We start from the raw sequence: 12703 nt of genomic DNA on the forward strand, positions 1-12703 counted from the left end.
CCCATTTCGACCATCCGCCCGTCACTGCTGTTAGTAGGCGCGCGCGACAGCTATAATCTGCCGCTTTCCTCTTTGCCAAGACCACAGAGACCATGACTGAGTCCGTTCTTGACTACATGACCCGCTTGGGTCGCGCTGCCCGCGACGCTTCCCGCGTGATCGGCCGTGCCAGTACCGGGCAGAAAAACCGCGCCCTGCTGGCTGCCGCCAACGCTTTGGATAACGCTCGCGCCGAGTTGACCGCCGCCAATGAACTGGATCTGGCCGCTGGCCGGGCCAATGGGCTTGAGCCGGCCATGCTCGAACGTCTGGCCCTGACCCCCGCACGCATCGACGGCATGATCGTCGGTTTGCGTCAGGTGGCGGCGCTGCCCGACCCGGTCGGTTCGATCCGCGACATGAGCTACCGGCCGTCGGGTATTCAGGTCGGCAAGATGCGCGTGCCGCTGGGCGTGGTCGGGATCATCTATGAGTCGCGGCCGAACGTGACCATCGATGCCGCGAGCCTGTGCCTGAAATCGGGCAATGCCACCATCCTGCGCGGTGGTTCCGAGGCCATTCATTCCAACCGTGCCATTGCCGCCTGCATTCAGCGCGGTCTGGCCGAGGCCGGTTTGCCGGCCGCCGTGGTGCAAGTGGTCGAAACCACCGACCGTGCCGCCGTCGGCGCGCTGATCACCATGCCCGAGTACGTCGACGTGATCGTACCGCGCGGCGGCAAGGGTCTGATCGAACGGGTCAGCCGCGACGCTCGCGTACCAGTGATCAAGCACCTGGACGGCATCTGCCACGTGTATGTCAGTGCCCACGCCGAGCTGCCGAAAGCCCAGCGCATTGCGTTCAACGCCAAGACTTACCGTTACGGCATCTGCGGCGCCATGGAAACCCTGTTGGTCGATCAGGCGGTCGCCCAGGAATTCCTGCCGGCGATGGCTACACAGTTCCGCGAAAAAGGCGTTGAGCTGCGCGGTTGCGAGCGCACCCGGGCGATCATCGACGCCGTGGCCGCGACCGAGGAAGACTGGAGCACCGAATACCTGGCGCCGATTCTGTCGATCCTGGTGGTCGACGGTCTGGACCAGGCGATCGAGCACATCAACCATTACGGCTCGCACCACACCGACTCGATCGTCAGCGAACACCAGGGCGAAGCCCGGCGTTTTGTGGCTGAAGTCGATTCGGCCTCGGTGATGATCAACACCCCGACGTGCTTCGCCGATGGCTTCGAATACGGATTGGGTGCGGAGATTGGCATTTCTACTGATAAGCTGCACGCCCGCGGCCCGGTGGGCCTCGAAGGTCTGACCTGCGAGAAGTACATCGTGGTCGGTGATGGCCAGTTGCGCGGCCAGGAGCCGGTCTGACTTGGGCGATCTCGGCCAGAACGTCGCAGTGACCGCCAGCGAACCCTGTCCTCGGCGCATTGGCGTCTTGGGCGGGACCTTCGATCCGGTGCACATCGGCCATTTACGCAGTGCGCTGGAAGTGGCCGAGGAACTGGCCCTCGATGAGTTGCGCCTGACGCCCAGCGCCAGGCCACCGCATCGGGATACGCCGCAGGTCTCGGCGCAGGACCGTCTGGCGATGGTCGAATGCGCGGTGGCCGGTATAGCACCGTTGGTGGTGGACGACCGCGAGCTCAAGCGCGACAAGCCGTCCTACACCATCGACACCCTGGAGCTGATGCGCGCGGATCTCGCCGCTGACGACCAGTTGTTTCTACTTTTGGGCTGGGACGCATTTTGCGGCCTGCCCACTTGGCACCGCTGGGAAGAGTTGCTCCAGCATTGCCACATCCTGGTGCTGCAACGCCCGGATGCCGACAGCGAACCGCCGGATGCCTTGCGCAACCTGCTGGCAGCGCGCTCGGTGAGCGACCCGTTGGCCCTCAAAGGGCCGAGCGGACAGATTGCATTCGTCTGGCAGACGCCGCTCGCGGTATCCGCCACCCAGATCCGTCAACTGCTGGCCAGCGGTAAGTCGGTACGTTTCCTGGTGCCCGACGCGGTCCTGGCCTACATCGATGCGCACGGACTTTACCGTGCGTCGAACTGAATAGGAGTGCTTTGAGGCACGTGGCAACAACGTGTATTGAAGCGCCCGAACATACGAGCAAAACGAGTTTTATATGACTGACAAAGACGTAACTAAAGTAAAGCGCAAAGGTTCATTCAAGAGCGCCCCGCTGCCAGTAACGGCTGTAACCGGCCTGGCACTCGTCGGCGAAGAGCTGGTCAAGGTCGCCGTAGCGGCCCTGGAAGACGTCAAGGCCCAGGACATTCTGGTGATCGACGTTCGTGAAAAGCAGAGCATCACTGACTTCATGATCATCGCTACCGGTACTTCCAACCGCCAGATCGGCGCGATGCTGGATAAGGTCCGCGAAGCGGTCAAGGCCCAAGGCGTCAAGCCGCTGGGTGAAGAAGGCAAGGGCGACAGTGACTGGGTGCTGCTGGACATGGACGATGTCATCGTACACATGATGACCGCCTCGGCCCGCCAGTTCTACGACCTGGAGCGTCTGTGGGAAGGTGCCGAGCTGAGCCGTGCCACCGATGGCAAGCACCACAGCCCTGAAGTCGGCCACGAGCACTTCACCAAGCTCAACAAAGACCAGCAATAAGGGTTCGCTGTGCGACTGCGTCTGATCGCTGTCGGTTCACGCATGCCCAAATGGGTGGAAGAAGGCTGGCATGAATATGCCAAGCGTCTTCCTTCCGAGCTGGCGCTGGAACTGGTGGAAATACCGCTCAACACCCGTGGCAAGAACGCTGACGTGGCGCGTTTCATTCGTCAGGAAGGCGAAGCCATGCTGGCCAAGGTCGGCCCGAACGAGCGCATCGTTACCCTCGAAGTTCACGGCAAGCCCTGGAGCACCGAGCAACTGGCGGTCGAACTGGACCGCTGGCGGCTGGACTCGCGCACGGTGAACTTCATGGTCGGCGGCCCCGAAGGGCTGGCGCCGGAAGTCTGTGCGCGGGCTGATCAGCGCTGGTCGCTGTCGCCACTGACCCTGCCGCACCCGCTGGTGCGGATCCTGATCGGTGAACAGCTGTATCGCGCCTGGACCGTGCTGTCCGGGCACCCTTACCACAAGTAGTTCAGCGCCCCCATGTCTCAGCCGATCCGCATCAAGGACCACGAGAAAGACGCCCGTCTGGTGCGCGGCCGGGTCGTGTTCGGGGCAATTGCGGTGGTCACGCTGATCGGCGTGCTGATCGCGCGGCTGTATTTCCTGCAGGTGATTCAGTACGAGTACCACTCGACCCTGTCGGAAAACAACCGCGTCCACGTTCAGCCGATTCCGCCGACTCGCGGCTTGATCTACGACCGCAATGGTGTGGTGGTGGCCGATAACCGGCCCAGCTTCAGCCTGAGCATGACCCGCGAGCGCTCCGGCGACTGGAAGCAAGTGCTCGATGTGATCGTCGAAGTGCTGCAACTGACGCCCGAAGACCGGGTGGTCTTCGAAAAACGCATGAAGCAGGGACGCCGACCGTTTGAGCCGGTGCCGATCCTGTTCGAGCTGTCGGAAGAGCAAATCGCCCGGATCGCGGTGAATCAGTTCCGCCTGCCAGGCGTCGAAGTGGTTGCGCAGCTGGTGCGGCACTATCCGCAGGGCACGCACTTTGCGCACTCGGTCGGTTATATGGGGCGGATCAACGAAAAAGAGCTCAAGTCTCTGGACCCGGTGGCTTACAGCGGCACCCATCAAATTGGTAAAACCGGCATCGAGCGTTTCTACGAGCCGGAATTGCACGGTCAGGTCGGCTACGAAGAAGTCGAGACCAACGCCCGTGGCCGCGTGCTGCGGGTGCTCAAGCGTACCGATCCGATTCCCGGCAAGGACATCGTCCTGAGCCTGGACATCAAGTTGCAGGAAGCTGCCGAAGCCGCTCTGGGCGGGCGCCGTGGTGCGGTAGTCGCGCTGGACCCGAACACTGGCGAAGTGCTGGCGATGGTCAGTCAGCCGAGTTTCGACCCGAACCTGTTCGTGACCGGCATCAGCTTCAAGGCCTACGCCGAGTTGCGTGACTCGATCGACCGGCCACTGTTCAACCGCGTGCTGCGCGGTCTGTATCCGCCAGGTTCGACCATCAAGCCGGCCGTGGCGATTGCCGGGCTGGACTCCGGCGTGGTGACCGCTTCGACCCGGGTTTTCGACCCCGGTTACTACATGCTGCCCAACTACGATCACAAATACCGTAACTGGAACCGCACCGGCGACGGCTATGTGGATCTGGACACGGCGATCATGCGTTCCAACGACACCTACTTCTATGACCTGGCGCACAAGCTGGGGATTGATCGGTTGTCGGCGTACATGGGCAAGTTCGGCATCGGCCAGAAGGTCTCGCTGGACATGTTCGAGGAATCGCCGGGGCTGATGCCGTCCCGCGAATGGAAGCGCGCAACCCGTCGTCAGGCCTGGTTCCCGGGTGAAACGTTGATTCTGGGGATCGGTCAGGGCTACATGCAGTCCACCCCGTTGCAGCTGGCCCAGGCCACCGCGCTGGTCGCCAACAAGGGCAAGTGGAACCGTCCGCACCTGGCGAAAACCATCGAAGGCCAGAAGCCGTTGGACCCGAACCCGATGCCGGACATCGTTCTGCGTGATGCGTCGGACTGGACCAAGGTCAACCACGGCATGCAGCAAGTGATGCACGGTGCTCGCGGCACTGCGCGTAAAGCGGCGATCGGCTCGCAATACCGGATTGCCGGTAAATCCGGTACCGCCCAGGTGGTCGCGATCAAACAGGGTGAGAAGTACGACCGCTCCAAGGTTCAGGAACGCCACCGTGACCACGCCTTGTTCGTCGGTTTTGCGCCGGCCGACAACCCGAAAATCACCGTCGCGGTGATGGTCGAGAACGGTGAGTCCGGCTCCGGTGTCGCGGCGCCAGTGGTGCGGCAAGTCATGGATGCCTGGCTCCTGGGCCCGGACGGCCGACTCAAACCCGAGTTCGACAGCCCTATCAGCGCGGAGGCTACGGCCCGTGAAGAGTAATTTTGATCGCATCCTCTCCAGTGAGGATGTGATGCGTCGCCGCGCGACGCTGTTGCAACGCCTGCACATCGACGGCCCGTTGCTGATCCTGCTGCTGATCCTCGCTGCCGGCAGCCTGTTCGTGTTGTATTCGGCCAGTGGCAAGAGCTGGGACTTGCTGGCCAAACAAGCGACGTCGTTTGGTATCGGCCTGGTGTCGATGATCGTCATCGCCCAGTTCGAGCCGCGTTTCATGGCCCGTTGGGTGCCGCTGGGCTATGTGCTCGGGGTGATCTTGCTGGTGGTGGTGGACGTGATGGGCCACAACGCCATGGGTGCGACGCGCTGGATCAACATTCCCGGGGTGATCCGCTTCCAGCCCTCGGAATTCATGAAGATCCTGATGCCGGCAACCATTGCCTGGTACCTGTCAAAGCGCACGTTGCCGCCGCAACTCAAGCACGTCGGGGTCAGTCTGTTCCTGATCGGGTTGCCGTTCATCTTGATCGTCCGCCAGCCAGACCTCGGCACGTCGTTGCTGATCCTCGCGGGCGGTGCTTTCGTGCTGTTCATGGGTGGCCTGCGCTGGCGCTGGATTCTCAGCGTGGTCGCGGCGGCCGTGCCGGTGGCCGTCGCCATGTGGTTCTTCATCATGCATGACTACCAGAAGCAGCGGATCCTGACCTTCCTCGACCCGGAGAGCGATCCGCTCGGCACTGGCTGGAACATCATTCAGTCCAAGGCCGCCATCGGTTCCGGTGGTGTGTTTGGCAAGGGCTGGCTGTTGGGCACCCAGTCGCACCTGGACTTCCTGCCGGAAAGCCACACTGACTTCATCATCGCGGTGATGGGTGAAGAGTTCGGTCTGGTGGGCATTTGTGCCTTGCTGCTGATTTACCTGCTGTTGATTGGCCGTGGGCTGGTGATTACCGCTCAGGCGCAGACGCTGTTCGGCAAATTGCTCGCCGGCAGCCTGACCATGACGTTTTTTGTTTATGTTTTCGTCAACATCGGTATGGTCAGCGGCCTGTTGCCGGTGGTGGGGGTGCCGTTGCCGTTCATTAGCTATGGCGGAACTTCGCTGGTGACGTTGCTGTCAGCGTTTGGGGTTTTGATGTCGATCCATACCCATCGTAAGTGGATCGCACAGGTTTGAATAAGGTGAAGATTTCAATGCAAGTAATGCGTGGCTGGGCGACTCGATACGCTCCGTGGGTCGGCCTGGTAAGCATCCTTGGTGCAGCGCAGGAAGTGCTGGCCGGCGATTATGAAGGCTCGCCCCAAGTGGCCGAATTCGTCGGTGAAATGACCCGCGACTATGGTTTTGCTGGCGAACAGCTGATGGGCGTGTTCCGCGAAGCCGAGCGCAAACAAGCGATTCTCGACGCGATCTCCAAGCCGGCCGAGCGGGTCAAGCAATGGAAGGAATATCGCCCGATGTTCCTGACCGATGCGCGGATCGCCCGGGGCGTGGACTTCTGGCGTCAGCACGAAGCGGCACTGGCTCGCGCGGAGCAGGAATACGGCGTGCCGGCGCAAGTTATTGTTTCGATCATAGGTGTTGAAACCTTTTTCGGCCGAAATACCGGCAATTATCGGGTGATCGACGCCTTGTCGACCCTCAGTTTCGACTACCCTCCACGTGCCGAGTTTTTCCGTAAGGAATTGCGTGAGTTCCTGCTGCTGGCCCGCGAAGAGCAGGTCGATCCGCTCACGCTTAAAGGCTCGTACGCCGGTGCCATGGGCTTGCCGCAGTTCATGCCGAGCAGTTTTCGCGCCTATGCGGTGGATTTTGACGGTGATGGCCACATCAATATCTGGACCAATCCAGACGATGCCATCGGCAGTGTTGCCAGCTATTTCAAGCGTCACGGCTGGGTGGCTGGCGAGCCGGTGGTCAGCCGGGCCGATGTGCGCGGCGATCAGGTCGACGACGGCTTGACGACGGGCATCGAGCCGACGAAAACCGTCGGGGAGTTGCGGGCGTTGGGCTGGTCGAGTCATGATGCGCTGCGCGATGATATGCCGGTCACCGCTTTCCGGCTGGAAGGTGACAATGGCCCTGAATACTGGATGGGCCTGAATAATTTTTACGCGATTACGCGTTATAACCGCAGCGTGATGTACGCCATGGCTGTACATCAGTTGTCTGAAATGCTGGTCCAAGCACGGGGCGTCAAGTAATGCTGGCATCGCCAATCCGCAAACCCCTGAGGCTGGTGGCTTTCGCCGCGTTGTCGTTGCTCGTGGTCAGTTGTTCGACCAGCCGTGCGCCGCAACAAAAATATTCGACCGCCGTACGCGCAACACCCGGCCTGGATATCAACCGTGCCCATAAAGACGGCGCGCCGTGGTGGGATGTGGACATCTCACGCATTCCCGACGCCACGCCGACCCTGCACTCCGGCCCCTACAAGGCCAACCCGTATACCGTGTTGGGCAAGACCTACTTCCCGCTGGCCGAATCCAAGCGTTATGTCGCCTCGGGCACGGCGTCCTGGTACGGCACCAAGTTTCACGGTCAGAACACCGCCAACGGCGAAGTGTATGACCTGTATGGCATGAGTGCCGCACACAAGACCCTACCGTTACCCAGTTACGTTCGGGTGACCAACCTGGACAACAACAAGAGCGTGATCCTGCGGGTCAACGACCGTGGGCCGTTCTATTCGGACCGCATCATCGACTTGTCCTATGCGGCGGCCAAGAAGCTCGGGTATGCCGAGATTGGTACTGCACGGGTCAAGGTTGAAGGCATCGACCCACAAGAGTGGTGGGCGGCAAAAGGCCGGCCAGCACCGTTGATGCTCAACGAGCCACAAGTCGCGCAAAATAGTGCACCGGTGATTACGGCTTCGGCCGGCACCGTCGAGCAATGGACGCCACCGCCGCAGCAACACGCCGCGGCCGTTGTGCCCGTGCAAATCGATGCAAAAAAAAACGCTTCTGTACCAGCCTCTGGCCAGTATCTGCAGGTGGGCGCGTTCGCCAACCCGGACGCTGCAGAACTCCTGAGATCGAAGTTGAGCGGGATGGTGAGCGCTCCGGTGTTCATCAGCTCGATCGTACGCAATCAACAGACGCTGCATCGGGTTCGCCTGGGGCCAATCGGTTCGCAGGGTGAAATCACCCAAGTGCAAAACAGCGTGCGTCTGGCCAATCTCGGTTCGCCGAGCCTGGTGACTGCCGAATAAGTAATTCCTGATTCAAGGTTCGCTTGCGGTTTGGGGGGCGAACCTGAGTTGTTGGCTCGTCGAACAACAAAAGCCCGGCAAGGGTTAGAGAGTGAACAACTGAACACGCGACAACCCGCAGGCTCCGTGCCTTGCAGGCTGTCTGATTAGTTTTGCCCATAGGGCAGTTTCCATTAGCGATTTCGAGAGACGGATGAACATCACCACCTTTGCCAAACGCCTGTGCCTGCTAGTCCCGCTGCTCCTCTCACCCGCGGCTTTCGCGGTCGAGATGATGCCGTCGCCACCGCAACTGGCCGCTAAAGCCTATGTGCTCATGGACGCCAGCAGCGGCAACGTGCTGGTCGAGAACAACGGTGACCAGCGTCTGCCGCCCGCCAGCCTGACCAAGCTGATGACGGCGTACATTGCGACCCTGGAAATCCGTCGCGGCCAGATCGGTGAAAACGATCCGGTGACCGTCAGCGAAAACGCCTGGCGTACCGGCGGTTCGCGGATGTTCATCAAGGTGGGCTCGCAGGTCACTGTCAGCGACCTGCTGCACGGCATCATCATCCAGTCGGGCAACGACGCCAGCGTCGCGCTCTCCGAGCACATCGCCGGCAGCGAAGACGCGTTCGCCGACCTCATGAACAAGACCGTTGCCGATCTGGGCATGGCCAACAGTCACTTCATGAACCCGACCGGTCTGCCAAACCCTGAGCACTATTCCACGGCTCACGACATGGCCGTTCTGGCGCGCGCGATCATCCACGAAGACCCGGCTCACTATGCGATCTACTCGCAGAAAGAGTTCTTCTGGAACGGCATCAAGCAACCCAACCGCAACCTGCTGCTGTGGCGTGACAAGACCGTTGACGGTCTGAAAACCGGTCACACCGAAGAAGCCGGCTATTGCATGGTGTCTTCGGCGGTACGTGACGGCATGCGCCTGATCGCCGTGGTGTTCGGCACCAACAGCGAAAGCGCCCGCGCCGCTGAAACCCAGAAGCTGCTGACCTACGGTTTCCGCTTCTTCGAAACCCAGACCTTCTATCAGAAAGGCGCCGAGCTGGCTCAGGCTCCAGTCTGGAAGGGCACCACCCACCAGGTCAAAGCCGGCCTGGCTGAAGACCTGACCATGACCCTGCCAAAAGGCCAGCTGAAAAAGCTCGCTGCCAGCATGACCATGAACCCGCAACTGGTCGCACCGATCGCCAAGGGCGACGTGATTGGTAAAGTCGAAGTGAAGCTGGACGACAAGGTGGTGCACAGCGCCAACCTGATCGCTCTGGACGCGGTCGACGAAGGTGGTATCTTCCGCCGCATGTGGGATAGCATCCGTCTATTCTTCTACGGCTTGTTCAACTGAATTTAGTGTGGACCTGCATGGCCCCGTTCCGATCCGGAGCGGGGCCATGTCCGTTGCCACGGCTTACGAGGCCGTTACGCCATGACAGATACCGAAGTAAAGGCGCCAAAGATCGAATTCCCCTGCGCGGATTACCCGATCAAGGTGATCGGCGATACCGGTGTTGGCTTCAAGGACAAGATCATCGCGATCCTTGAGAAGCACGCCACTGTAGACCACAAGACTCTGGCCGAGCGCCAGAGTACCAATGGCAAGTACACGACCATCCAGTTGCACATCATCGCTACCGGTCAAGAACAGCTGTACGACATCAACAGCGAGTTGCGGGCTACCGGCTTCGTGCACATGGTGCTGTGATGTCCGAACCGCTGGGCTTTCGCGAGCTCGGCCAGCTGGCTTACGAGCCGGTCTGGCATGCCATGCAACGGTTCACCAACGAGCGCGGCAGCGACCGCGCCGATGAGATCTGGCTGGTCGAGCATCCGCCGGTTTTCACCCAGGGTCAGGCCGGCAAGGCTGAGCATCTGCTGCTTCCCGGCGATATCCCGGTGGTGCAGGTCGACCGTGGTGGTCAAGTGACTTACCACGGCCCGGGTCAGTTGGTGGCTTATCTGCTGCTGGACGTGCGCAAGCTGGGTTTCGGCGTGCGCGATCTGGTCAGCCGGATGGAGCAGTGCCTGATTGAGTTGCTGGCCAGCTACGGTGTAACCGCCGTGGCCAAGGCCGATGCGCCGGGCGTTTACGTCAATGGTGCAAAAATCGCTTCTCTGGGTCTGCGGATCCGCCACGGTTGCTCCTTTCATGGCCTGGCCTTGAACGTGGATATGGACCTGGAGCCGTTTCGCCGGATTAACCCCTGTGGATACGCCGGGCTGGCCATGACCCAGCTACGCGATCACACCGGGCCGATTGAATTTGCCGAGGTAAGTGCCCGGCTGCGTGCGCAGCTCGTCAAACACCTCGACTATGCTGAGCAGACGACCCTAACGGGCGGAATCGACTGATATGACTACTGCGCAAGACGCTGTGCAAACCATGATCCCGACGCTGGATGTTACCGAGCGCCCGGCCCCGCGAGCCAAAGTGGAAGCTGGCGTAAAGCTGCGCGGCGCCGAAAAGGTTGCGCGCATCCCGGTGAAGATCATTCCGACCACCGAATTGCCGAAAAAGCCTGACTGGATTCGCGTACGCATCCCGGTTTCCCCGGAAGTCGACCGCATCAAGGCCCTGCTACGTAAACACAAGCTGCACAGTGTCTGCGAAGAAGCCTCTTGCCCGAACCTCGGCGAATGCTTCTCCGGCGGCACTGCGACCTTCATGATCATGGGCGACATCTGCACCCGTCGCTGCCCGTTCTGCGACGTGGGCCATGGTCGTCCGAAGCCATTGGACGTCAACGAACCGGAAAGCCTGGCCATCGCCATCGCCGACCTGAAACTGAAGTACGTGGTGATCACCTCGGTAGACCGCGATGACCTGCGTGACGGCGGTGCCCAGCACTTCGCCGACTGCATCCGTGAAATCCGCAAGTTGTCGCCGAACGTGCAGCTTGAGACCCTGGTCCCGGACTACCGTGGCCGGATGGACGTGGCGCTGGCCATCACCGCCGCCGAGCCGCCGGATGTGTTCAACCACAACCTGGAAACCGTGCCACGTCTGTACAAGGCTGCGCGTCCGGGTTCGGATTACCAGTGGTCGCTGACCCTGCTGCAGAAATTCAAGCAGATGATGCCGCACATTCCGACCAAGTCCGGTTTGATGCTGGGTCTGGGCGAAACCGACGAAGAAGTCATCGAAGTCATGCAGCGCATGCGCGAACACGACATCGACATGCTGACCCTGGGTCAGTACCTGCAACCGTCGCGCAGTCACTTGCCGGTGCAGCGTTTCGTGCACCCGGACACCTTCGCCTGGTTCGCCGAGGAAGGTTACAAGATGGGCTTCAAGAACGTCGCTTCCGGTCCGCTGGTACGTTCCTCGTACCATGCCGACGAGCAAGCGAAGCTGGTCAAGGCCGAGTTGATGTCGTCCTGACCCACAATGCCCGCAAGGCTTACGCCTTGCGGGCATTTCAGTTTTCGGGCGTTGGCCACCGTGCCACGTCACGTTCAGTTTTTTCCTGCGCTCTGCGGGGCAACTGATCCTCTTCTGTTTGTCCCCGTTCCTGACTACTGTGTGCTGAAGCATTCACACAGGGAGAATCACGGATGACCACTCGCTCGCCCCCTCTTGTTACTGAACACGCGCAGGTTCCGGCATTACCTGCTGAAGGGCTGATTGGCGTGATTGCGCCGGCAGGACCGGCGGCACTGGATACCGAAAAGGCTTTTCAATGGATGCGTTCGCGGGGGTATTCACTGCGGATCTTCCCGGGCGTCCTTGAGAGCGACGGCTACCTTGCCGGCAGTGACGACGTTCGCCTGAAGGACCTGCATGATGCGTTTGCCGACCCGGCCATCGATGCAATTCTCTGTCTGCGCGGCGGTTACGGCAGCCCGCGCTTGCTGGACCGGATCGACTTCGAACTGCTGAGGCGCAATGCCAAGCCGTTTGTCGGCTACAGCGACATTACTGCGCTGCACTTGGCCATCAGCCGTCATGCGGGGTTCGTGACCTTTCACGGGCCGATGATCAACGCCGATCTGCTGGGGGACAAGCAGCAACCTACCGAGTCTTCGTTGTTCAGCCTGCTCAGAGGCCAGCTGAGCGCCGGAAGCCTGTTGGCGCATCCGGTGGCGTACCCTTTGGCCACAATCGAGCCAGGCATCGCTCATGGGCGTTTGCTGGGCGGTAATCTGTCGATGATTGCCGCGACCCTGGGCACGCCTTTCGAAATCGATGCTGATGGGATCATTCTGTTTATCGAGGATATCAACGAGCCGTTGTATCGCATCGACCGGTTGCTGACCCATCTGCGCCTGGCCGGCAAGCTGAAGAAGCTGCGTGGGGTTCTGGTGGGGGATGTGGCGGGAGTGGACAGGGATGCACTGGCGAGGTTGCTCAAGCAGACCTTCGAGTCATTGCGGATTCCGGTGCTTGCCGGTTGGCGCAGCGGCCATTGCGACCCGAACCTGACGCTGCCCATGGGGGCGTTGGTAAGGCTGGATGCGGGGAGCAAGGCGTTGTGGCTGGAGCAGGATGTGGTGATCAGGCGTTAGATCCTGGTTGCCT

Annotated in this window: 13 protein-coding genes; all 13 read left to right on the forward strand. The window is 60.9% G+C overall.

What is annotated here, in order from left to right; genetic code table 11:
* The first annotated feature begins 92 nt into the window (after positions 1-92).
* The 13 genes from AC1RPZ_RS15430 (at position 93) to AC1RPZ_RS15490 (ending at position 12690) form a co-directional block, all read left to right on the forward strand.
* Entirely contained in the window at positions 93-1364 is a 1272-nt protein-coding gene (locus AC1RPZ_RS15430) for a glutamate-5-semialdehyde dehydrogenase (protein WP_493137867.1), read from the forward strand.
* Positions 1333-2055, forward strand: a complete 723-nt coding sequence (gene nadD / locus AC1RPZ_RS15435; protein ID WP_493137868.1) for a nicotinate-nucleotide adenylyltransferase — start codon at positions 1333-1335, stop codon at positions 2053-2055. The genes AC1RPZ_RS15430 and nadD overlap by 32 nt, the downstream gene beginning before the upstream one ends.
* A 73-nt stretch (positions 2056-2128) precedes the next feature.
* Positions 2129-2623: a ribosome silencing factor gene (gene rsfS / locus AC1RPZ_RS15440; RefSeq protein ID WP_493137869.1), complete on the forward strand. Its 495-nt coding sequence runs from the start codon at positions 2129-2131 to the stop codon at positions 2621-2623.
* A 9-nt stretch (positions 2624-2632) separates the two neighbouring features.
* Positions 2633-3100: a 23S rRNA (pseudouridine(1915)-N(3))-methyltransferase RlmH gene (gene rlmH, locus AC1RPZ_RS15445; RefSeq protein ID WP_003185785.1), complete on the forward strand. Its 468-nt coding sequence runs from the start codon at positions 2633-2635 to the stop codon at positions 3098-3100.
* 12 nt (positions 3101-3112) lie between these two features.
* Positions 3113-5008 (forward strand): penicillin-binding protein 2, encoded by a 1896-nt coding sequence (mrdA, locus tag AC1RPZ_RS15450; RefSeq protein WP_493137870.1) that lies wholly within the window; start codon positions 3113-3115, stop codon positions 5006-5008.
* Between the two features lie 31 nt (positions 5009-5039).
* A complete protein-coding gene (gene rodA, locus AC1RPZ_RS15455) occupies positions 5040-6143 on the forward strand; it encodes a rod shape-determining protein RodA (RefSeq protein WP_054594208.1) in 1104 nt (367 codons plus the stop codon).
* 17 nt (positions 6144-6160) lie between these two features.
* Entirely contained in the window at positions 6161-7171 is a 1011-nt protein-coding gene (gene mltB, locus AC1RPZ_RS15460) for a lytic murein transglycosylase B (RefSeq protein ID WP_493137871.1), read from the forward strand.
* Positions 7171-8181, forward strand: a complete 1011-nt coding sequence (locus AC1RPZ_RS15465) for a septal ring lytic transglycosylase RlpA family protein (RefSeq protein ID WP_493137872.1) — start codon at positions 7171-7173, stop codon at positions 8179-8181. The genes mltB and AC1RPZ_RS15465 overlap by 1 nt, the downstream gene beginning before the upstream one ends.
* Before the next feature lie 193 nt (positions 8182-8374).
* Complete coding sequence (locus AC1RPZ_RS15470; protein WP_493137873.1) at positions 8375-9532, forward strand: D-alanyl-D-alanine carboxypeptidase family protein; 1158 nt, start codon at positions 8375-8377, stop codon at positions 9530-9532.
* A gap of 81 nt (positions 9533-9613) precedes the next feature.
* Positions 9614-9889, forward strand: a complete 276-nt coding sequence (locus AC1RPZ_RS15475; protein ID WP_008152827.1) for a DUF493 domain-containing protein — start codon at positions 9614-9616, stop codon at positions 9887-9889.
* On the forward strand, positions 9889-10536 hold the full coding sequence (lipB, locus tag AC1RPZ_RS15480) for a lipoyl(octanoyl) transferase LipB (RefSeq protein ID WP_054594204.1): 648 nt from the start codon (positions 9889-9891) through the stop codon (positions 10534-10536). The genes AC1RPZ_RS15475 and lipB overlap by 1 nt, the downstream gene beginning before the upstream one ends.
* A 31-nt stretch (positions 10537-10567) precedes the next feature.
* Complete coding sequence (gene lipA, locus AC1RPZ_RS15485) at positions 10568-11566, forward strand: lipoyl synthase (RefSeq protein ID WP_493137953.1); 999 nt, start codon at positions 10568-10570, stop codon at positions 11564-11566.
* 173 nt (positions 11567-11739) lie between these two features.
* Positions 11740-12690, forward strand: a complete 951-nt coding sequence (locus tag AC1RPZ_RS15490) for a S66 peptidase family protein (protein WP_493137874.1) — start codon at positions 11740-11742, stop codon at positions 12688-12690.
* The last annotated feature ends 13 nt before the right edge of the window (positions 12691-12703 follow it).

The sequence above is a fragment of the Pseudomonas sp. GW822-FHT02D10 genome (assembly GCF_058802345.1).

Excerpts from the sequence above, each read along its gene's own strand:
- lipB (WP_054594204.1), top strand. The coding sequence starts at position 9,889 with ATGTCCGAACCGCTGGGCTTTCGCGAGCTCGGCCAGCTGGCTTACGAG.
- AC1RPZ_RS15465 (WP_493137872.1), top strand. The coding sequence starts at position 7,171 with ATGCTGGCATCGCCAATCCGCAAACCCCTGAGGCTGGTGGCTTTCGCC.
- rodA (WP_054594208.1), top strand. The coding sequence starts at position 5,040 with ATGCGTCGCCGCGCGACGCTGTTGCAACGCCTGCACATCGACGGCCCG.
- mltB (WP_493137871.1), top strand. The coding sequence starts at position 6,161 with ATGCAAGTAATGCGTGGCTGGGCGACTCGATACGCTCCGTGGGTCGGC.
- rsfS (WP_493137869.1), top strand. The coding sequence starts at position 2,129 with ATGACTGACAAAGACGTAACTAAAGTAAAGCGCAAAGGTTCATTCAAG.
- AC1RPZ_RS15475 (WP_008152827.1), top strand. The coding sequence starts at position 9,614 with ATGACAGATACCGAAGTAAAGGCGCCAAAGATCGAATTCCCCTGCGCG.
- mrdA (WP_493137870.1), top strand. The coding sequence starts at position 3,113 with ATGTCTCAGCCGATCCGCATCAAGGACCACGAGAAAGACGCCCGTCTG.
- nadD (WP_493137868.1), top strand. The coding sequence starts at position 1,333 with ATGGCCAGTTGCGCGGCCAGGAGCCGGTCTGACTTGGGCGATCTCGGC.
- AC1RPZ_RS15490 (WP_493137874.1), top strand. The coding sequence starts at position 11,740 with ATGACCACTCGCTCGCCCCCTCTTGTTACTGAACACGCGCAGGTTCCG.
- AC1RPZ_RS15430 (WP_493137867.1), top strand. The coding sequence starts at position 93 with ATGACTGAGTCCGTTCTTGACTACATGACCCGCTTGGGTCGCGCTGCC.
- lipA (WP_493137953.1), top strand. The coding sequence starts at position 10,568 with ATGATCCCGACGCTGGATGTTACCGAGCGCCCGGCCCCGCGAGCCAAA.
- AC1RPZ_RS15470 (WP_493137873.1), top strand. The coding sequence starts at position 8,375 with ATGAACATCACCACCTTTGCCAAACGCCTGTGCCTGCTAGTCCCGCTG.